Annotated in this window: 21 protein-coding genes; 12 read left to right on the top strand and 9 right to left on the bottom strand. The window is 31.4% G+C overall.

Annotated features, from left to right (window positions below; genetic code table 11):
• Positions 1-2: 2 nt before the first annotated feature.
• Positions 3-1,247 (bottom strand): alpha/beta hydrolase, encoded by a 1,245-nt coding sequence (locus tag ACQY1Q_RS04110; protein WP_431004022.1) that lies wholly within the window; start codon positions 1,245-1,247, stop codon positions 3-5.
• Between the two features lie 87 nt (positions 1,248-1,334).
• Here ACQY1Q_RS04110 and ACQY1Q_RS04105 point away from each other — a divergent pair, with 87 nt between their 5' ends.
• The 12 genes from ACQY1Q_RS04105 (at position 1,335) to ACQY1Q_RS04050 (ending at position 11,637) form a co-directional block, all read left to right on the top strand.
• Positions 1,335-2,174: a 1,4-dihydroxy-2-naphthoyl-CoA synthase gene (locus ACQY1Q_RS04105; protein ID WP_431004021.1), complete on the top strand. Its 840-nt coding sequence runs from the start codon at positions 1,335-1,337 to the stop codon at positions 2,172-2,174.
• A gap of 149 nt (positions 2,175-2,323) precedes the next feature.
• Positions 2,324-3,358 carry a M12 family metallopeptidase gene (locus tag ACQY1Q_RS04100; RefSeq protein WP_431004020.1) on the top strand — a complete coding sequence of 345 codons (1,035 nt, stop codon included), beginning with the start codon at positions 2,324-2,326 and terminating at the stop codon, positions 3,356-3,358.
• A 235-nt stretch (positions 3,359-3,593) separates the two neighbouring features.
• The gene (locus ACQY1Q_RS04095) at positions 3,594-4,202 is read left to right on the top strand and encodes a fumarylacetoacetate hydrolase family protein (RefSeq protein ID WP_431004019.1); all 609 of its coding nucleotides are present in this window, start codon (positions 3,594-3,596) and stop codon (positions 4,200-4,202) included.
• A 4-nt stretch (positions 4,203-4,206) separates the two neighbouring features.
• Positions 4,207-4,530: a hypothetical protein gene (locus ACQY1Q_RS04090; protein ID WP_431004018.1), complete on the top strand. Its 324-nt coding sequence runs from the start codon at positions 4,207-4,209 to the stop codon at positions 4,528-4,530.
• Between the two features lie 2 nt (positions 4,531-4,532).
• Entirely contained in the window at positions 4,533-5,780 is a 1,248-nt protein-coding gene (locus ACQY1Q_RS04085; protein WP_431004017.1) for a competence/damage-inducible protein A, read from the top strand.
• An 82-nt stretch (positions 5,781-5,862) separates the two neighbouring features.
• Positions 5,863-6,102 (top strand): 50S ribosomal protein L28, encoded by a 240-nt coding sequence (gene rpmB, locus ACQY1Q_RS04080; protein ID WP_093669052.1) that lies wholly within the window; start codon positions 5,863-5,865, stop codon positions 6,100-6,102.
• 29 nt (positions 6,103-6,131) lie between these two features.
• Entirely contained in the window at positions 6,132-6,314 is a 183-nt protein-coding gene (gene rpmG, locus ACQY1Q_RS04075; protein ID WP_431004016.1) for a 50S ribosomal protein L33, read from the top strand.
• Between the two features lie 27 nt (positions 6,315-6,341).
• Positions 6,342-6,494, top strand: a complete 153-nt coding sequence (locus tag ACQY1Q_RS04070; RefSeq protein ID WP_431004015.1) for a DUF4295 domain-containing protein — start codon at positions 6,342-6,344, stop codon at positions 6,492-6,494.
• 223 nt (positions 6,495-6,717) lie between these two features.
• Positions 6,718-7,671, top strand: a complete 954-nt coding sequence (ftsY, locus tag ACQY1Q_RS04065) for a signal recognition particle-docking protein FtsY (protein ID WP_431004014.1) — start codon at positions 6,718-6,720, stop codon at positions 7,669-7,671.
• A gap of 96 nt (positions 7,672-7,767) precedes the next feature.
• Complete coding sequence (locus tag ACQY1Q_RS04060; protein ID WP_431004013.1) at positions 7,768-9,423, top strand: amidase family protein; 1,656 nt, start codon at positions 7,768-7,770, stop codon at positions 9,421-9,423.
• Between the two features lie 57 nt (positions 9,424-9,480).
• Positions 9,481-10,845, top strand: coding sequence for a 30S ribosomal protein S12 methylthiotransferase RimO (rimO, locus tag ACQY1Q_RS04055; protein WP_431004012.1), 1,365 nt, complete (start codon positions 9,481-9,483; stop codon positions 10,843-10,845).
• 51 nt (positions 10,846-10,896) lie between these two features.
• Entirely contained in the window at positions 10,897-11,637 is a 741-nt protein-coding gene (locus ACQY1Q_RS04050; protein WP_431004011.1) for a diphthine--ammonia ligase, read from the top strand.
• A 29-nt stretch (positions 11,638-11,666) separates the two neighbouring features.
• Here ACQY1Q_RS04050 and ACQY1Q_RS04045 read toward each other — a convergent pair whose 3' ends face one another.
• The 8 genes from ACQY1Q_RS04045 to ACQY1Q_RS04010 form a co-directional block, all read right to left on the bottom strand.
• Complete coding sequence (locus ACQY1Q_RS04045; RefSeq protein WP_431004010.1) at positions 11,667-12,818, bottom strand: sensor histidine kinase; 1,152 nt, start codon at positions 12,816-12,818, stop codon at positions 11,667-11,669.
• Entirely contained in the window at positions 12,819-13,916 is a 1,098-nt protein-coding gene (locus tag ACQY1Q_RS04040) for an FIST signal transduction protein (RefSeq protein WP_431004009.1), read from the bottom strand.
• A 137-nt stretch (positions 13,917-14,053) separates the two neighbouring features.
• Positions 14,054-14,620: a PAS domain-containing protein gene (locus ACQY1Q_RS04035; RefSeq protein ID WP_431004008.1), complete on the bottom strand. Its 567-nt coding sequence runs from the start codon at positions 14,618-14,620 to the stop codon at positions 14,054-14,056.
• Between the two features lie 4 nt (positions 14,621-14,624).
• The gene (locus ACQY1Q_RS04030) at positions 14,625-16,109 is read right to left on the bottom strand and encodes a S10 family peptidase (RefSeq protein ID WP_431004007.1); all 1,485 of its coding nucleotides are present in this window, start codon (positions 16,107-16,109) and stop codon (positions 14,625-14,627) included.
• A gap of 130 nt (positions 16,110-16,239) precedes the next feature.
• A complete protein-coding gene (locus ACQY1Q_RS04025) occupies positions 16,240-17,004 on the bottom strand; it encodes a TIGR02757 family protein (RefSeq protein WP_431004006.1) in 765 nt (254 codons plus the stop codon).
• Positions 17,005-17,556, bottom strand: coding sequence for a CPBP family intramembrane glutamic endopeptidase (locus tag ACQY1Q_RS04020; RefSeq protein WP_431004005.1), 552 nt, complete (start codon positions 17,554-17,556; stop codon positions 17,005-17,007). It lies immediately after the preceding gene.
• 42 nt (positions 17,557-17,598) lie between these two features.
• Complete coding sequence (locus ACQY1Q_RS04015; protein ID WP_431004004.1) at positions 17,599-18,267, bottom strand: ABC transporter ATP-binding protein; 669 nt, start codon at positions 18,265-18,267, stop codon at positions 17,599-17,601.
• Between the two features lie 90 nt (positions 18,268-18,357).
• Positions 18,358-20,841 (bottom strand): DUF5916 domain-containing protein, encoded by a 2,484-nt coding sequence (locus ACQY1Q_RS04010; RefSeq protein ID WP_431004003.1) that lies wholly within the window; start codon positions 20,839-20,841, stop codon positions 18,358-18,360.
• Positions 20,842-20,882: the final 41 nt, after the last annotated feature.

The following is a 20,882-nucleotide window of genomic DNA, read 5'->3' as shown; positions in this document are numbered from 1 at the left end:
TTCTATTCATTGTCTTCATCTTCTTTGTCCTCTTTATCTTCAGGTTGGTCTTGAGTAGGAGCATCTCCTTCTAGTTTTTGCTTAGCCATTAAATCGGTTACACGTTTAATGTTTTCATAAAAATCATTCGCATTAGGATCTGATAAATTCATTTTACCATAAGCAGCCTTATAGTAAAAATCAGCTTTCTCATAATCTTTTCCTAATTCATAATATTTACCAACATAGTAATCTCCTAAATGAGAATCCGGATATTTTATAGCGACAAAATCACCTAAAACTCTTAAATAATCCCCATCTTGTTTATCCATTACAATACCTTCAATAGCATAAATATCATCTAAACGAACATTTAAATTAGAACCATATAAATATTGGATATCTAAATACTTTTTCTCTAAATATTTAATAGCTTCTAAAGGTTCTAAATCTTTAATGTTATTTTCAAATTCAGTTTTTGATATTTTAGAGTATAACGCAAACATTTCTGTAAAAGCTCTAGGTATGGTTTCACTAACCGTTGATAAAAAGCTTGGTGAGCTTTCAAACTTATCAAAAGTTACATATAAGTTTTTAGCCTCAAAAGAAGTTAAATACGTGCCAATTTCACTATATCTTCCAAAAAGCTCATTTGTTGTTTGTTTTTTAGAGTTACTGGCATAAATAAAATAGGTGTTATCAACACTTCCTAATCTGGCAAGTGAGTACGATTTAATAATTTCAGAAGAATAGGTGGCAAACTCCGGGGTAGCACATATGTAAGCATTAAAAACAGGCTCCGGTTCTTTTAAGAAATGCGTTAAAAAGTTAGCTCCTTTACCTTCTCCCACGATGGTCATAAATGGAGACGTTTTAAAATTAGCTTCCATATAAGGAATTAACTCATATTTTATAAAGTTATAAAAATGAAGTCCATTGGTAGTTAATAAATTAGTAGCCGGAACAATTGAGATATCACTAGTATAGGTTTCCTCCATATTAATACCCACTACAATTTGTCGGGGAGCCTTGTCGGCATTAGCAAAAAGTTTTGCGTTACCCACACATAAGTCAAACAAATATTGATCACCCAAAACAATAGCTACAGGATAACTTGCAGTAGCATCTTTTTGGTAATTTTTAGGTAGATAAATTTTTACATTTCTTTTTTTCTTTAACTCTTTAGAGTCAACAGTTTTTGTAATTACTTGCTGAGAGAAAGAAGAAATTGAAATACAAAGCACAAATAAAATTGATAGATATCTCATAGGGAATAATTTATAAGATTCAAATATAAAAAGAAAATAAAGTTATTATATTATTTTTGCTTTATATAACGATAATAGTTTAAAATTATGATACAACCTCAATGGAAAACGGTAAAAGAATATGATGATATTACGTATAAAAAATCTAATGGTGTTGCCAGAATAGCATTTAACAGACCTAATGTTCGAAATGCATTCAGACCTAAAACAACCAGTGAACTATTAGATGCGTTTAAAGATGCTCATGAAGATACATCAATTGGTGTTGTATTACTTTCTGCGGAAGGACCTTCGACAAAAGATGGAGTATGGAGTTTTTGTTCTGGAGGTGATCAAAAAGCAAGAGGACATCAAGGGTATGTTGGAGAGGACGGATACCACAGATTAAACATATTAGAAGTTCAACGTTTAATTCGCTTTATGCCTAAAGCAGTTATTTGTGTCGTACCCGGATGGGCCGTAGGAGGAGGACATAGTTTACATGTAGTGTGTGATTTAACATTAGCAAGTAAAGAGCATGCTATTTTTAAACAAACGGATGCAGATGTAACGTCTTTTGATGCAGGATATGGCTCAGCATATTTGGCTAAAATGGTAGGACAAAAGAAAGCACGTGAGATTTTCTTTTTAGGGAGAAATTACTCAGCACAAGAGGCTTATGAAATGGGAATGGTAAATGCTGTAATTCCACACGATGAATTAGAATCAACAGCTTATGAATGGGCTCAGGAAATATTAGCAAAATCACCAACATCTATTAAAATGCTAAAGTTTGCCATGAACTTAACAGATGATGGAATGGTAGGACAACAAGTATTTGCCGGTGAAGCAACGCGCTTAGCTTATATGACTGATGAAGCTAAAGAAGGAAGAGATGCCTTTTTAGAAAAACGTAAACCTAATTTTGATAAGAGGTGGATTCCTTAACGGTTTCTTGTTGAAAATATAACAAATATGTGCTTTTTGTTTTAAATAAAACATTGATACTAAACTTGTTAAATGTTCGTTTTTTTGATTATAGTTCAATAAACATAATTAATGTTTGTGTAATTAATAATTTTAAACCCTTCAGTAAAATGAAAATCAAAAAAATTAACAAAAACTACAGTTTAGTAGTTTTATCAGCAATTGCAGTTTTTCTTTCGTCATGTAACGAAGACAACCGATTAGTAGAACCCGAAAATTCTTTATCTGAAACAACCGAATTGGCTTACCCGGAGCTTTCAGGGAAAATCAGTGAAGGATATTATGAGGGAACAAAAGTAATCTACGAAGATATTAATGGAGACTATGTATATGAAGGAGATATTATCTTAGAAAAGAAGTTCGTAACGGAGAACCTCAATGATCTAATTCATAATAAAGGAGATGAGGTTAATTTATCAAGAAGTGTAGGAAGAACTTCAGGAAGATGGCCTAACAATACCGTTTATTATAGTATTGATGGTAATTTACCTAATCAATACAGAGTAACAGATGCTATAGCACACTGGGAAGCAAATACCAATGTTAAGTTTGTAAAAAGAACTAACCAAAGTAACTACGTGTATTTTACGCCAAGTTCAGGTTGTTCTTCAAGTGTTGGTATGGTTGGAGGAAGACAAAATATAAATTTGGCTTCAGGATGTTCTACCGGTTCAACAATACATGAAATAGGTCATGCCGTTGGTTTGTGGCATGAGCAAAGTAGAGTAGATCGTGATAATTATATTACAATTAATCTTAATAATGTAACAAGCGGTAAAGAACATAATTTCCAAACCTATGCAGAAAGAGGAAGAGATGGAGATGAATACACTTCAGCGTTAGATTTTAACTCTGTAATGTTATACAGTTCTTATGCGTTTAGTAAAAATGGAAATCCGACAATCACCAAAAAAGACGGAAGTACATATACAGCTAATAGAACCGGTTTATCGTCTGGAGATATAGCAGGAATTAAAATTATGTATCCGGGTTCAGGAACAGGCGGAGATTCATATGTAAACGGACAATGGTATACAATAGATGGTTTAAGAGTTTATAGGTATAACGACCAATGGTGGTATTACTCTTCATCATCAGGATGGAGACAGGTGGTAAATAGAGATGGAAAATGGTATTGGGCTTAAAAATAAGAATATAATGTTCTAAATTTTTACACCAATTTTCTACAATAAATATTGAAATATTGATAGTCTTTTTTTAGATTATCAATATTTCTTTTTTATAATCATTTTATGCAATACTTTTACAACTTCTAAGTCACCACATTCAATATTATAAATACTGTGAGTTTTAAAAACATGTTAGATTGTGCTTAAAAACAGTTTTATTTTGAAATATAAATGATAACACACTACAACAATGAAAATAATTTGTATTGGGCGTAATTACGCAAAGCATATAGAAGAATTAGCTAATGAAAAACCTGAAAATCCTGTTGTGTTCTTAAAACCGGATTCAGCTATTTTACCTAAAAAAATGCCTTTTTTTATTCCTCCTTTTTCAAAAGATATTCATTATGAAGTTGAGGTTTTGGTGAAAATAAACAAAGTAGGAAAACATATTTCACCAAAATTTGCACATAAGTATTACGATGAAATAGGGTTGGGGATAGACTTTACGGCTCGTGATGTACAGGAGAAGTGTAAAGAAAAAGGGTTGCCGTGGGAAAAAGCAAAAGCTTTTGACGGAAGTGCTATTATTGGAGAGTTTTTTCCTAAAGAAGAATTTAATCTGAATAACCTATCATTTCAACTTAAAAAAAATAAAGAAATTGTTCAGGATGGAAACACACAGTCTATGTTATGGAAAATAGACGAATTAATAAGTTATGTATCTGAATATTTCACGTTAAAAAAAGGAGACATTATTTTTACGGGAACCCCGGAAGGAGTTGGAGCTGTTAAAGAAGAAGATGTATTAACAGGAATTATTGAAGGAAAAGAAGCGTTTACTATTAAAATCAAATAAAAAAATGTTAGGATTATTATTGCTATACTTTATAGGGAAAAAGTTTTATGAATTAGCCGGAAACTATAATAAAAATGAATGGGGATATGCAATTTTAGGTGTTGCTACCTATTATGTGGGGGCCTTTATCTTTGGAATATTGTTAGGTGTTTTGATGTTGATTTTGGAATCTGATTGGCTAGATACAGCGAATAAATTTCAATTAGCATTGGTTGAACTGCCCGTAGGAATTCTATCTTGTTATATATTGTATGTGTTTCTGGAAAAAATGTGGAAAAAAGAAAAGCCACCTCAAGACAATATGATTGATCAAATAGGAAATTCATAAGTATGAATGCAGAAATAATAACTATTGGAGATGAAATTCTAATAGGACAAATTGTAGATACCAACTCACAATGGATTGGGCAGGAATTAAATAAAATAGGAGTTTCAGTATATCAAATTTCTTCTGTTCAAGATGAAAAGCAACACATTTTAAATGCGTTAAAAGAAGCAGAAAGTAGAGCTGATATTGTCATTATTACAGGAGGTTTAGGACCTACCAAAGATGATATTACTAAAAAAACAATAGCCACGTATTTTAAAGATGATGCTATTGTTGAATATCCGGAGGTAATAGATAATATAAAAAACCTATTTAAAAAGGTGAATCATCCGTTTAATGAAGTTCAAAAATACCAAGCTCAATTACCATCCAAAGCAACTTTATTGATGAATCGTTTTGGAACGGCTCCGGGCATGTGGTTTTTTGAAAATAATACCGTTTTTGTTTCTTTACCCGGTGTTCCTTACGAAATGAAAGGATTAATGGAATATGAAGTAATTCCTCGAATTCAAAAAATGTTCCAGCTTCCATATATAGTACACAAAACAGTTATGACTTATGGAACAGGAGAAAGTATAATAGCTGAGAGAATTTCTGATTGGGAAGAAAGTTTGCCGCCATTTATAAAGTTAGCTTATTTACCTTCTTTCGGAAAAGTACGATTACGTTTATCTGCTAAAGGAAAAGATCAAAAAGAAGTCAATGATGCAGTTAATGAAAAATTGGCTCAGTTGCTAGGAATATTGTCAGATATTGTTGTTGGAATTGACGATGATGATTCTGTAGAAAAAAGCATAGGAAACCTTTTAACAGAAAGAAGTGAAACATTGGCTACAGCCGAAAGTTTAACCGGAGGTAAAATAGCTTCTACCTTAGTTTCTGTTCCGGGATCTTCTGCGTATTTTGTAGGAAGCTTGGTAACCTATACAGCAACATTAAAAGAACAACTTTTAGGTGTTTCCAAAGAAACAATTGAAAAATATACAGTAGTAAGTGCACAGGTAGCTGAGCAAATGGCTTTAGGTACTAAAAATAAACTAAATACAGATTATGCTGTAGCGGTAACCGGTAATGCAGGACCTACTACAGATCATAATGATAAAAGTGTGGGGTTGGTATATATAGCGATAGCTTCAAAAGATGAGGTTGAAGTTCAGGAATTTAATTTTGGTCAACCCCGAGAAAAGGTAATAAACAGAACGGTTAGCAAAGCTTTAGAACTCTTACAAAAAAAGATTCTAAAAAATTAATATAGAATATTTTGTTTAATTCTTTCAAAAATTCGTATATTTGCACCTCGTTTAGAAATAACACTAAAAAACTGTCAAGAAGATGTCTAGAGTTTGTGAATTAACAGGTAAAAAAGCGATGGTAGGAAACAACGTTTCACACGCTTTAAATAGAACTAAAAGAAAGTTTAACGCTAATCTAATGACTAAGCGTTTTTATATTCCGGAAGAAGATAAATGGATTACATTAAAAGTATCTGCTTCTGCGTTAAAAAATATTAATAAAAAAGGAATCTCTGCTGTTCTTAAAGAAGCTAGAGAAAAAGGTTTCTTAACTAAGTAATTCCTTACTAGATAAAAATTTTTAGAGAGATGGCAAAAAAAGGAAACAGAGTTCAAGTAATTTTAGAATGTACTGAGCACAAAGCTACAGGACAAGCAGGAACTTCACGTTATATCACTACAAAAAATAAAAAGAATACTCCAGACAGAATGGAATTAAAGAAATTTAATCCAATCTTAAAGAGAATGACAGTTCATAAAGAAATTAAATAATTAGCTACGGCGTAAATTTTATACAAAATGGCAAAGAAATCAGTAGCAACGTTACAAACAGGTTCTAAGAGATTAAGTAAAGCTATCAAAATGGTAAAATCTCCAAAATCAGGAGCTTACACATTTGTTGAAGCTATTATGGATCCAGAAAAAGTGAATGACTTTTTAGCAAAGAAGTAATTCTTGAATACAGTATATAAAAAAGCTACTTTCAATTCTTGGAAGTAGCTTTTTTTATATATTTACATACTGTTGTTTTTTGGGTATCAGTTTTTTGAATAACTCTTTAATGCAGTTAGAGATTAATTCAAATAATGAAGACGAATCAAAAGAATGACAATTTGACTTCAAAGTAAAATTTGGTATAGTTTTTAACTTATTTTAGAGATTGTAAAATTTAACCATGAGTTTTTTTAAAAAAATCTTCTCAAAAGAGAAAAAAGAAACATTAGACAAAGGATTAGAAAAAACAAAATCAAGTTTCTTTTCTAAATTATCAAAAGCTGTTGCAGGAAAGTCTAAAGTTGATGATGACGTATTAGACAATTTAGAAGAAGTTTTAGTGTCTTCTGATGTTGGGGTAGATACGACTTTAAAAATTATAGAAAGAATTGAAGAGCGTGTATCTCGTGATAAATACTTAGGAACAGATGAGCTCAATCAAATTTTACGTGAAGAAATAGCTAGTTTACTTTCAGAAACCAATACAGGTGACGAAACCGATTTTAGTATACCTGCCAATGCTAAACCTTATGTATTAATGGTTGTTGGGGTTAACGGAGTGGGTAAAACAACTACGATTGGTAAGTTAGCTTCACAGTTTAAAAAGAAAGGATTAAAAGTTGTTTTAGGGGCTGCAGATACTTTTAGAGCCGCAGCTATAGATCAGTTACAAGTATGGGCAGATAGAACGGGAGTACCGATTATACGCCAGGAAATGGGTTCTGATCCGGCATCAGTAGCTTATGATACTGTTCAGTCCGGTATAAACCAAGGAGCTGATGTAATTATTATTGATACGGCGGGTCGTTTACACAATAAGATTAATTTAATGAATGAATTATCTAAAATTAAACGTGTAATGCAAAAGGTAATTCCGAATGCACCTCATGATGTATTATTGGTGTTAGATGGTTCAACTGGACAAAATGCTTTTGAACAAGCAAAACAATTTACCAAAGCTACTGAGGTTACTTCTTTAGCTGTAACTAAATTAGACGGTACTGCTAAAGGAGGAGTTGTTATCGGTATTTCTGATCAATTCCAAATTCCGGTAAGATATATCGGAGTAGGTGAAGGAATTGACGATTTACAAGTATTTAATAAATATGAATTTGTAGACAGTTTTTTCAAATAGAAAAATAAAAATAGATTATAGCAAAACTCCTTTCAAACACTGAAAGGAGTTTTCTTTTTATAAAAGACTTATATTTGATAGTCAAATAATTAAATAATGAAAAAAATAATCTTCTTCCTAATTGGAATGTCTGTGAGTATTTCATGTAAAAAAGAAACAACAGATACTCATTTTAAAAAGTATGATGAATCTCAAGAGATAGTCCAACAACAAACACATGAAAATATAAGGATGAGATTTAAACTTATACAGTCGAAATATATAGATATGAATAAGGTTTTAGAACCTTTTCAACAAGATTTAGCTGGTTTTTCTGAAGAAGAGTATACAACATTGAAACCTTTTATTATTGAACAAGACATTCCATCAATTCAAAAAAGTATTCGAGATCAAAAGTTGACATATGAAAAGTTGACATTGTTTTACTTGTATAGAATTCTGAAGTATGAAAAAGACAGTACAAAATCATTACAAGCTATTATATCATTAAATCCTAATGTGCTTAAAGAAGCAAGGGAGAAAGATAAAAATACGGAGAATTCTATTGACGAGTTTTCATTGTATGGTATGCCAATTTTATTGAAAGATAATATCAATACAACACAAATGGCAACTACGGCGGGGGCAGCTGTTTTACAAGAAAATTATACCGATAATAACGCATTTATTGTTCAAAAGTTAAAAGAATCCGGAGCGCTTATTTTAGGAAAAGTTAACCTGAGTGAATGGGCTTACTTTTTTTGTAATGATTGTCCTTTAGGCTACAGTGCCATCGGGGGACAAACATTGAATCCGTATGGAAGAAAAATCTTCGAAACCGGAGGTTCTAGTTCAGGGAGTGGAGTTGCTATTGCAGCTAATTACGCTGCTGCTGCTGTTGGAACAGAAACATCGGGTTCTATAACTTCTCCATCTAGCCAGAATTCAGTAGTAGGATTAAAACCAACTATTGGTTTTTTAAGCAGACATGGTATTGTACCTATATCAAGTACACTGGATACTCCTGGACCAATGACTAAAAATGTTGTAGATAACGCAATTTTACTAAAAACAATGTTTGGTTATGATAGTAACGATTCAATAACAAGTAAAATAAAAGATATTAAAGCAGATTATTTTAAAATACAGTGGAATAAAGAATATTTAAAAGATAAGAAAATAGGAATTATAACCTCTTTGCTATCAGATGCTATTTACAAAAAAACAATTGATAAAATTAAAAGTGCAGGAGCTGAGATTGTAGAATTATCACCAAAAGAGATGAATTATGACGGTTTTTTAAACCTGTTAACAACCGATATGAAATATGATTTACCTGAGTATTTAAAAACATCTGCAAGCAAGCAAATTAATGTAGCCACGGTAAAAGATATTGTGGTATTTAATAAGAAAGATTCATTAAAAAGAGCTCCTTATGGTCAACAGTTATTTGAAGGAATTGTAAAAGATACAACTTCTGTTGAAACACTTCATAAGGTGAAAAATCATTTGAAAGAAGAAGGTAAAAAATATTTGAGTGCTTTAATTGATGAAAATGTTGATGTAATTCTATCAATTAATAATTATCATTCAGGAGTAGCTGCTGTAGCACAATACCCAACTATTACAGTACCTATGGGATATAAGAATTCAGGTGAACCTGTTAGTTTAACGTTTATAGGAAAACCATTATCAGAAAATAAACTATTACAGATTGGGTATGCCTTTGAACAATTAACCAAGGCGCGAAAAATACCTAATAACTATCAGTAATAGCATGATAGTAAGTCATTAAAAAATCATACTTTTGCAGACCGAATTTTTTAGAAGATGCGTACAAAAACAACAAAACAAAATAAAATTAATGTAGTTACTTTAGGTTGCTCTAAGAATGTGTATGACAGTGAAGTACTGATGGGGCAATTAAAAGCTAACGGAAAAGAGGTGGTGCACGAAGATGAAAATGATGAAGGAAACATTGTTGTTATTAATACTTGTGGTTTTATAGGAAAGGCCAAAGAAGAAAGTGTTGACACTATTTTGCATTATGCTCAAAAGAAAGAAGCCGGAGAAATAGATCAGGTTTTTGTGACTGGTTGTTTAAGTGAGCGTTATAAGCCGGATTTAGAGAGAGAAATTACCAACGTAGATCAGTATTTTGGAACGCATGATTTACCGGAATTATTAAAAGTTTTGGAAGCTGATTATAAGCATGAATTGGTAGGAGAGCGTTTAACAACTACACCTAAGCATTATGCCTATTTAAAAATAGCAGAAGGTTGTGATCGTCCGTGTTCGTTTTGTGCTATTCCATTAATGAGAGGAAAGCATGTATCTACTCCTATAGAAAATTTAGTTATTGAAGCTACTAAATTGGCAGCTAATGGTATAAAAGAAATTATGTTAATTGCTCAAGATTTAACCTATTATGGGTTAGATTTATATAAGAAAAGAGCCTTAGCAGACTTATTACAAGAATTAGTTAAAGTAGAAGGAATAGAGTGGATTCGTTTACATTATGCATTCCCAACCGGGTTTCCAATGGATGTACTTGAAGTAATGAAAAATGAGCCAAAAGTATGTAATTACTTAGATATTCCGCTTCAACATATTAATACTGAATTGCTGAAATCAATGAAACGTGGTACAACCCATGAAAAAACTACGGATTTGATTAAGAAGTTTAGAGAGTATGTACCTGATATGGCAATTAGAACTACGTTAATAGTTGGATATCCGGGAGAAACAGAAGAACAATTTCAAGAGTTGAAAGATTGGGTAGAAGAAATGCGATTTGAACGTTTAGGAGCTTTTGAATATTCACATGAAGAAAATACCGGAGCATATGCGTTAGAAGATAATGTTCCTGCAGAGGTGAAGTTTAGAAGAGTAAATGAAATAATGGAGATTCAATCTCAAATTTCTTGGGAGTTAAATCAAGAGAAAATTGGAAAAACTTTCCGTTGTTTATTCGATAGAAAAGATGGAGAGTATTACTACGGAAGAACAGAATTTGACTCACCCGATGTAGATAATGACGTATTAGTAGATGCCAAAGAAAATTATATTAGATTAGGTGAGTTTATTGAAGTTGAGATATATGAAGCCGGTGATTTTGATTTATATGGAACCCCTGTTGTAAAACAAGAAAAGCCAATGAGCTTACATCAAAAGAGAAAGAATACTAATTCATAAGAAAATATAAATCCTGCTTAATGCAGGATTTTTTTATGCATCTTTGTACCTATGAAAAAAGCGTATTTCAATTGGAGTTCCGGAAAAGATTCTTCTTTAGCATTGTATAAAATATTACAAGGAAATGAATATCAAGTAGAAAAATTAATTACCAATATCAATAAAGATTATCAACGTGTTTCCATGCATGGCTTACATGAAAGTTTGTTAGAAGCTCAGGCAGAAAGTATTGGAATACCTCTTGAAAAAATTGAATTCCCGGCTAACGTAACGATGGATTTATACAATCAGAGAATGAAAGAAAAAACAGCGGAGTTAAAATCTGCCGGATTGAATTATGGTGTTTTCGGAGATATCTTTTTAGAAGATTTAAAAAATTATAGAGATTCTAAACTAGGTGAAGTAGGTATAGAAGGTGTGTATCCTTTGTGGAAACAAGATACAAAGAAGTTGTTGTATGAGTTTTTAGAATTAGGTTTTAAAACAATTACCGTATGTGTCAACGCAAAACTATTAGGAAAAGAGTTTGTTGGGCGTGTGATAGATGAGGATTTTATAAAAGACTTGCCGGAGACGATAGATGTGTGTGGCGAAAACGGAGAGTTTCATACATTTTGTTATGACGGTCCCATTTTTAGTAAACCTGTTGAGTTTACCATAGGTGAAAAAGTATTACGATCGTATACGTTACATGATAATGATGATGATAACTGTTATCAAAAATCAGAGAAGAAAGAACCTAAAAAATATGATTCGAGTTTTTGGTATTGTGATTTAATAAAGAAAAAATAATCTATTCAACCTTAGGTTTTTATCAAAATCTATTTTTTTAAGGTAAAATAAAAAGTAGTCCCCTTATTAATTTCTGAGGTAAGCCATACTTTTCCTCCGTAACTTGTGACAATTTTTTCAACAATAGACAAACCAATGCCTGTTGAGTTTTTTGAGGTTTCCAGCTTTTGAAAAACACTAAAAATTTTGGTATGATATCTTTTGTCAATTCCTTTACCGTTATCTTTTACGAAATAAGTGTATTTATTATTATGCTTTTGAAAACCTACTTCAATAATTCCTTTTTCTTTATCATTATACTTAATAGCATTGCCAATTAAGTTTTGAAATAATTGTTGTAATCTATAAGTATCTCCCTGAATGGTAGGGAAATTTTCATGCTTTATAATTTCAATGTTTTTAGGAACATACATATGATGTAAAATCTCATCAATTATTTTATTAAGATCAATAAATGAGGTTTTGAAGTTTTTTAAACCAATAGTCGAATATTCCAATATACCACTAACCAAAGCTTCCATTCTCGAAATATTTTCGCCAATCAGGTCAATGTAGTGTAATGCATCTTCATCTAAACTATTGCCATGATCTTCTTTTAACCAAGATAAAAGCGCATCAATATTTCTTAAAGGAGATTTTAAATCATGTGATACAATGTGAGCGTAATTATTTAATTCGGTATTTCTTTCTTCCAATCGTTTGAGTAAAGATTGTTGGTTGTCATACGCTTTACAAGCTTCAAGTGTATTGGCAAACTTATTAATTACCGGTAACAGCTGGCTTAAGTCTTTTGGAACTATGTTGTTTTCTTTAGAATATAAAAATAAATACCCTTGAAGATTTAATTTAAAAACAGCCAAAAAACCATCTTGTATTGGAAAAGTAGTTAAATCACTATAAGTTTCGTCATATTTAATTAATGTATAATCATGGATGCCTTCTAAAAAATCATAAAGATTTTGGGGTATGTTTTGTTTAATTTGATTGCCAAACGGAATAGAATATTCTTTAATTAAGTTGTTTTTTTCATGTCTGAGTATCCAACACGCATTCAAATTTCTTCGCTTTAGAAGCAATTTTAAAAACTGTTCACAATTGTCATAATAATTCAAAGATTTTCCAATACTCATGGAGTACTCATAAAGTCTTAGAATGTCTAGTATTTGTTTCTCTTTTTCCATTTACTCAAATAAACCTACTACAATAGTTTTATTATAGAATTCGATATAGCCGTTTCCGTATGATGAAATTTCTCCAAGGGTTAAAGCTCCACATACTGAAACATTCGGAAATTTATTTTGAATTGTATGGGAAACGCTTTCTAACTCATACTTAAATTCATCTTTTAAATATAGAATACGAGAAATACAGTCAATAATGATAGCATTTTTAGGATTGGTGGCTTGAGATACAATTTCTACAGTAGCATCTTTAGCAGCTTTAATAAGTAAACTATTATCACCTTTCATAATGTTTATCATGGTGTTTTCTTCCACTTCACCAATGCATATTAAAGATTTATCATTTTTAACAGATAAAGGATCTCTAATAATATAATCTACTCCCTGTTTAATGATTCCAAGAGGATACCCGTTAGCTAGATTAAAAAAGCTGGTATCGCTAAATTTAATACCGGCATCTTCTTCAACTATTTTTTTATAAATTTCATAAGGATTCTCCCAGTTAATTTCTTCAACAACATTGTTTTTAGCTTTGGTAACAATAAAAGGGCCATCTAGTTTTTGCCAACCATGTTTAACCCCAATGTTAGACTTCATTTCCATAAGACAAACCACAGCAGCGTCTTGAAAAAAGCCTTCCTTCGAAAAAATACAAGGACTTTGTTTTAAGGTTAAACTACCTGTTCCTCCTCCAAAATAATTAGTTTTCATGCCATAATTTTCATACAGCTTACTTAAAAAATGAGAAATATTAGAAGTTAATCCGTCAACATAAGTAATTAAACTGTAAGCAGTATCATTTTTAAATTCAATAGGAGAAACAGAAAAATTCTTTTTACTAATATTTTGTATGGTAGAAAGATGTATTACATGGTAAAGTCTGTGTACAACAATTCCTTTTTTACTTACATCGTTATTGTAAATAATCATAGGAAAAATACCTCCTATGAAGCGAATGTCAACTTTGTTAAGCTCGGTAATTAAATCGTTAATATCAATTTCTGTATGTTCTGCAACACTAATTAAAGCGATATCATTTTGAACAAACTCTTTTATTCGGGAGGCAATCTCCACTAAGTTGTTGGTGGTTAATAGCATATCGAGGGATTTAATCACTCTAATATACTAAAAAAATACATCAACTTTTTATATTAAATAGATGAAAAGAAGTTCGTAATAAAAACAAATAGCAAGGAATAAAAAAGCACTAAATTGATATTTAGTGCTTTTTTATGTTATACAACTTCTTTTTCCAGTGCTAAAAAATGTGTTGTTTCTTTATTGTATAAAGGAAAAATATGGAGTTCACAGTAATAAGGCGATTTGTCTTTTTTATAATTAACAATTACCTCTTTAAATGGTTTATTTTTTAAAAGTTTAGCTCTGATTTTTTTACGGCTATCTTCAGAAGTATTTTCACCTTGTAAAAACTGAGGTGTTTGATGTAAAATATGCTTTTTGGAATACCCGGTCATTTTACAGAATCCGTTATTAACCCACATGATTTTTTTTGACAAGTCGGTTACCACCAAAGCTTCAAAACCATTGTTTTTAATAATAGAATCTATATCGTTTTTCCATTGAAAAAGAGTAGCCATCTTTTTTATTTCTTGTAGGTCTTTTTCGACAGAAAGAATATTGGATAATTTATTAAAATGTTGCTGATGAATATCCCAGCTAGTTAAAGAAGTTGGTTTGTAAGTAACTTTTTGTATTTGTTCTTTAACAGAGTTGCATTTGTCTTCAGGTAAAGAAGATACGTATATATCCAAGCACATCATATTTGCTAAGTCTCTCTTCATAGGTTTAATATTTAGCCGGTCCTATTTCTTTTGAACTTTGTTTAATAAATTCACGTAAATCATCATTCGCTTTTTCTAAATCGGTTTTACGTAAATACATCATGTGCCCACTTCGGTAACCTTTAAATGTAAATCTATCTTTTAACTTACCGCTAGGGTCAATTTTTCCCATAGTATATTTAGCAGCATGGTATGTAGTGGCACCATCATAATAACCGGATTGTATTAATACTTTTAAATAAGGATTTTCTGCCATTGCTTTTCTCAGATTTTCTCTGGCATTATTATTTGTGAAATCCCAAGGATGAACCGGGCCAAACATGTTATATTTTACATCTGTTTTAAACTGTAATACATTTTGAATGTAGTAATTAACTGCCGGAGTAAATGAATGCAGCCAAGAAGTTAACTCCGGGCTGTAATCCGGACTGTCACCTGTTTCTTTTCTATCAATTCCTAAATACCTGCTATCTAAACGTCCTATTGTTTTTCCGGAAGCAGAACGTAATAATTCTTTCCAAAAATAACTGTTAGGAACTTCAAGATTGTGCTGTAAAATAACTTCTTTTTTTATTCCGGAATAATAAGCCATTTTATCAGCTATATGTTGTTTTTCAGTTTCAGAAATAAAACCACCTTTTGCAATGGCCGGAAGAAGTTGGTTAATAGCAAAATTTTCAGCTTCCGGAAGTATTGCTAATAAATCTTGTTGCTGTAATGCTTGAGGAAGCATTTTATGATACCAAGCCGCAGCGGTAAGATAAGGGAAATTAACAGCGTAATCTTCTGAGTTTTTAGTACGAAGTAATTGATAATCTGCCGGAGAAACCATAATAACTCCATTCAAATACATCCATTGATTACTTTGTAACTCATAAGCTAGTTGCATTACTCGTGTACCACCGTAACTTTCACCAATTATATATTTAGGTGATTGCCAACGGTTGGTTCTGGTGATAAATGTATTTAACCAATCTGCCAGATATTTAGCGTCTGCATTAATCCCAAAAAAATATTTTGAATCAACTTTTTCATCTCCTTTAATTACGGGTCGTGAGTAGGCTGTGTTAACAGGATTGACAAAAACAATATCGGCAACATCTAAAATGGAATAATGATTGTCTTTTATACCATAAGGTTGAATAGGATTTCCTTCATCGTCAATTTTTAAAACTTTAGGACCTGTATAAGCTATGTGCATCCAAACAGAAGCAGAGCCTGGCCCTCCGTTAAATGACATAATAATAGGCCTTTTTTCTTTATTTTGAACATCAGTTCTAGAGTAATAAGTATAAAATAGTGTTGCTTTTATTTTGCCATTAGCATCAAATACAGGTTGAGTTCCTGTTTGCGCCTTATATTTAATTTCTTTCCCTTTTATGGTAACTGTATTAGACGTAACTACAATGGTATCAGTAGGTATTCTGTTATCTTGAGCAGTTGTATACAGGCTAAAAAATAGTATAGTTGCTAAAAGTAGCTTTTTCATTATTAGAATTAGTTTTAATACATATTTGTTGTTGATATAAATGTATCAAAACTTTATAAAAGAATAGGTCTTGAGTACTTTTTTAACTTTTTAAGTGGTTAGCTTTTATAGTAAAGTTGTTGAGTTATATCTAAAATTTTTCAAATACGCCTAAGCCAAATAAGGCAAAGTCATATTTAACCGGATCTTCAGGGTCAAATTCTCTTAAAATAGTGTCTAATTCCATAAGAGCCTTCCAATCATTTTGTGAGCGTTTTAAAATTCCTAATTTTCTGGCAACATTACCAGAATGAACATCTAAGGGGCAGTGTAAATTTTTAGGAGAATGTGTTTTCCATATACCTAAATCAACATTCGTAGCATCATTTCTTACCATCCATCGTAAAAACATATTAATACGTTTAGAGGCAGAATTTTTTAGCGGATCAGAAATGTGTTTTTCTGTTCTGCTTTGATGTGGGGTTTCAAAAAAAATAGTTTTAAAATGATGAATGGCATTTTGGTAATTATCAGCTCCTTTTTCAGGGAGTAAAACAGTTTCTAACCCGCCATGATTTTTATAAATATGTTGAAGAGATTGAATGAAAAAAGTAAAATCTTCTGCATTAAATGTTCTATGCACAAAACCTTCAAAATTAGCTAAATCCTCTTCAGAATGATTCATCACAAAATCGTAAGGAGAATTTCCCATTAAATCCATCATACGATGTGCATTGTTGATAATCATTTTACGATTTCCCCAAGCAATAGTTGCCGCTAGAAACCCGGCTATTTCTATGTCTTCTTTTAGGTTAAATAGATGAGGGATTTGTATGGGATCACTTTCTATAAAGTCAGGATTATTATATTGAAGAGTCTTTTCATTTAAAAACTCTTTAAGGGCTGTTTTTTTCATTTATATAGATTGTCCTGCAAAAGTAATAAACATAAAAAAAGCATTATAACAAGCGTGTAAAAGAATGCTCCATCGTAGTCCAAAACGAACTCGTATAAATCCTAAATAACCTCCTAGGATAGTTTGAGGAGCTATTAAAATAGGAGCTAATAAAAGCACATTGGATGTAATATGATAATTAGTAATGTGAATTAAACCAAAAATTACAGTAAAAATGTAGAAGGCTATTTTAAATGATTTGGCATTTTGAAACAGCGTAAGCGGTGCTCTAAATAATAACTCTTCAAAAAGAGGAGCTATTACAGTTACCAATAAAAAAATAATAGGTTTTGAATAGGATTTTAATATGTTTTCCATAGCATGTTGCTCCATATCAATCCAACCTAAATTTTCTACAATAAAAAACAGCGGAGTTAATAAACTACTGGTTAGAATACAAATAATTAGTAAGTGTATAAACTTTTGAATTCGGTAATTAAGATTCGTGTTTTCATCTTTTTCAAGTACAGGATTTTTTAAATACTTTAAAAGCTCTAAAAAAGTGTTTTTCATTATAATTCATTTGTATAATAAGTAGTTGAAAAACGGGTAGTGTTACAATGAATCTACAATTATTCCGTCTTTCATTACTAATTTTCTATCGGCCATATTGGCTAACTCTTCATTGTGAGTTACAATAACAAAGGTTTGACCAAAAGAATCTCTTAGTTTGAAAAAAAGCTCATGTAAATTTTGAGCAGAGGCAGAGTCAAGGTTTCCACTAGGTTCATCAGCAAGTATAACCGAAGGATCATTAATTAAAGCTCTGGCAACAGCTACTCTTTGTTGCTCACCACCAGATAACTCATTAGGTTTATGGTTTTCTCTGTGGGATAATCCTAAAAACGCTAGTAATTCTTTTGCTTTTTTTTCTGTTTCAACTTTTCCTTTTTTAGCAATAAAGGCAGGAATACATACATTTTCTATGGCTGTAAATTCAGGAAGCAATTGATGAAATTGGAAAATAAAACCAATATGTTGATTGCGAAATGCAGAAATTTGTTTGTCACTTAATTTTTGAATAGTTGTTCCGTTTACAACCAAGTTAAAGTCATATTCTTTCTGAGGTTTATCTAGAGTTCCCAGTATTTGAAGTAAGGTAGTTTTACCGGCTCCTGAAGGACCAACAATTGCAATTACTTCTCCTTTTTTGATATGAAGATTAACTCCTTTTAATATTTCAACATCTCCATATTTTTTATGGATATTTTCAGCAATAATCATGGTAATTACATTAGAAAAACGAATGTATAAAAAAGATAGGAGATATACCTTACTTAAAAGATATATCTCCTATATGAAAGTAAATAACCCCTAAAAAATATTTTTTAAATTATTGTAGTCAACAAAGTAAACTAATCGTAGTGAAAAGGTATGTTTCATATCCTGATCAAAAAGGCGATTAATATTATCAGCAAAGCTAATAGTAGCCGGAGCAAAATTATGGTTTGGGTTAATTGAATTTCTATAAAAAGCAATTAGTTGACTTCCGGGTGCAAATTGCCATACATAATTCAAATCTAAGTTCCAGCTATTAAAATTTCTATTGTGATTTTCATTATAGTTATTTGCTACTAAACTACCGTCATTTTTATTCAAATTATAATATTGATTATGATAGGGAACTTTACTCCAATTGTGTCTGAATGTTAAAGATAAAGCCGATTTAGTACTGAAGCTATATTTTCCTGTTAACGAGTTATTATAAGTTGTCCAATCACGCTCACCAAAGATAATTTCACCTAACAATGGAGTATATTCCGGATGGTCACTAACGGTATTATCATTAATTTTTGTTACATAGCCTTGTTCTCTATTTGTTTTATTATATCGTAAACCATAAATCAGAGAAAATCGGTTGCTAAACCTATATCTAGGGGTAATACCAAATCCATAGCTTTCTTTTGGATTGTCTTTAAAGAACGTATAAAACCAATCATAATCGATAGCAAACTTTTTTCTATAATCTGTAGATCCCCAATGATTAAAATTTAAGCGCATGGGTGTTTTAAAATAAATACCGCTTAAACTACCTTGTCTAGGCTCAAAAAAGTCTTTACCAACACTACTGAAGTTTAGGTTGGTTCCAAAAGCGAATCTTTTGGTAGTTTCTCCCCAAAATGATAAACTAGAATTGGTTCCGGTATATGTACCCGGACTGTGCAGAAAATTTACATTGTAAAATAAATTAACTCCATAATTATTAAAAATTCCTTTAGGTTGAAGTAATCGGTAACCAACAAAACCATAAATAGTTTGTTCATTATTACTAAATAAAATACCTAAGTCATTAGGATTGTAGTCTTTGTTTTTGAAAGTATATCCTATTTCACCACGCCAATTACCTGAATGTTTTCCAACACTGGTATCAAAAGAATATCCTGTATTGGTTTGGTCAGGGTCGTCAGAAATATTGGTCATTTTGAAGGAACCATCAACATTATACATACTCTTTTTGTCTTCCACATGCCATAATAGCCCTGTTGCATTAGCATCTCTAAAATCTCCAATACGAGTAACATTAGTATTAATTAAGGTTATAGATGAGTTTTGATTGAACTGCTGATCTAAAACCATTATATTATAATTAGAGAATGGGTTAGTAACCAATTTTCTTGTTTCGTTAGTGTCTTTATTTCTAACAGTAGCTTCTGTTTTATCTGTTATAGCATTAAAGAAACCAATTCCAAGTCCTTTTTGAGTACGTCCCGATATTTTTATAGCATTTAACATGTCTACTTTGTCAGGAGACTCAATAATTTCTTCATTGTCATTAATTTGACCTCTAACATTAAACTGATCAATTGGTCGGCTTCCGATTCTTCTTGAATAGAATAAATTTCCTTTAGAAAATAATTCAGTTCCTTCTGTAAAAAACTGTCGTTGCTCAGTAAACTGTTGCTCAAAAGGACCTAAATTTAAAACAACATTATCAAATGCTGTTTGCCCAAAATCAGGTATAAGAGTGGCATCTAAAGTAAAATTTTCAGTAATACCGTATTTTATGTCCATTCCAACGCTCCAATCTGCAGTTGTTTCACCTGCAAATGAGGTTGCAGTTCCGGAAGCATACGGATAAAAAGCAAGTCGGGTAGGAGGTTTTATATCTCTTAAATTTTCAACTAATCCATCATATTGAGTCCATCTACCCACTTGGTTGTCAATATGGTTCCATGTAAATTGAGCATTCAAATTTTGTACTCTTCTATGAAAATTAATTCCCCAAGATTGTACAGGTTTATTTGCAAAACGTAATGCTCTGTATGGAATTTTAATTTCTACTACCCATGAGTTTTCGGTTAATTTGAAATCACTTTCCCATACAGCACTCCAGTTAAAATCTTCATTACCGTTAGATACTTTTGCATCAGCCTGAATACCTGAACTGGTGACAATAAATTCAAAAGGATTTTGTCCGTCATCATTTGGATTGATAATAGCTGAGAAGAAGTCTGCATTTCCAATATTATCTCGGTTCGTAAATTCCGCCGGGATTTTTGATGGATTTGGTGCATACATTACAGCACTTATATAAATGGCCTTATCGTCATATACCAGTCTGACTTCTGTTTTGTGTGAGTCAGGTTCTTTTTCACCATTGTTGGGTCTCATCATTACAAAATCTTTTGCAACTTGAGCATGTTTCCAGGCTTCATCATTAACATCACCATCTATTTTTGGAGGTGAACTAACTCTAACAGCTTCAAACTTTTTTCTGTTAGCATTTAAAATTTGTGCTCTTGATGTACGGGGAATTATCAAAAACACTAGTGAGAGTAAGGCTATTTTACTATGCATAGTTTAAATATGTAATAGGATGCTAAAATATTTATGAATTT

Origin of the sequence: Tenacibaculum sp. TC6 (assembly GCF_050606265.1) — a bacterium.
Lineage (GTDB): Bacteria > Bacteroidota > Bacteroidia > Flavobacteriales > Flavobacteriaceae > Polaribacter.
This window is presented reverse-complemented; position numbering and strand designations above follow the sequence as displayed.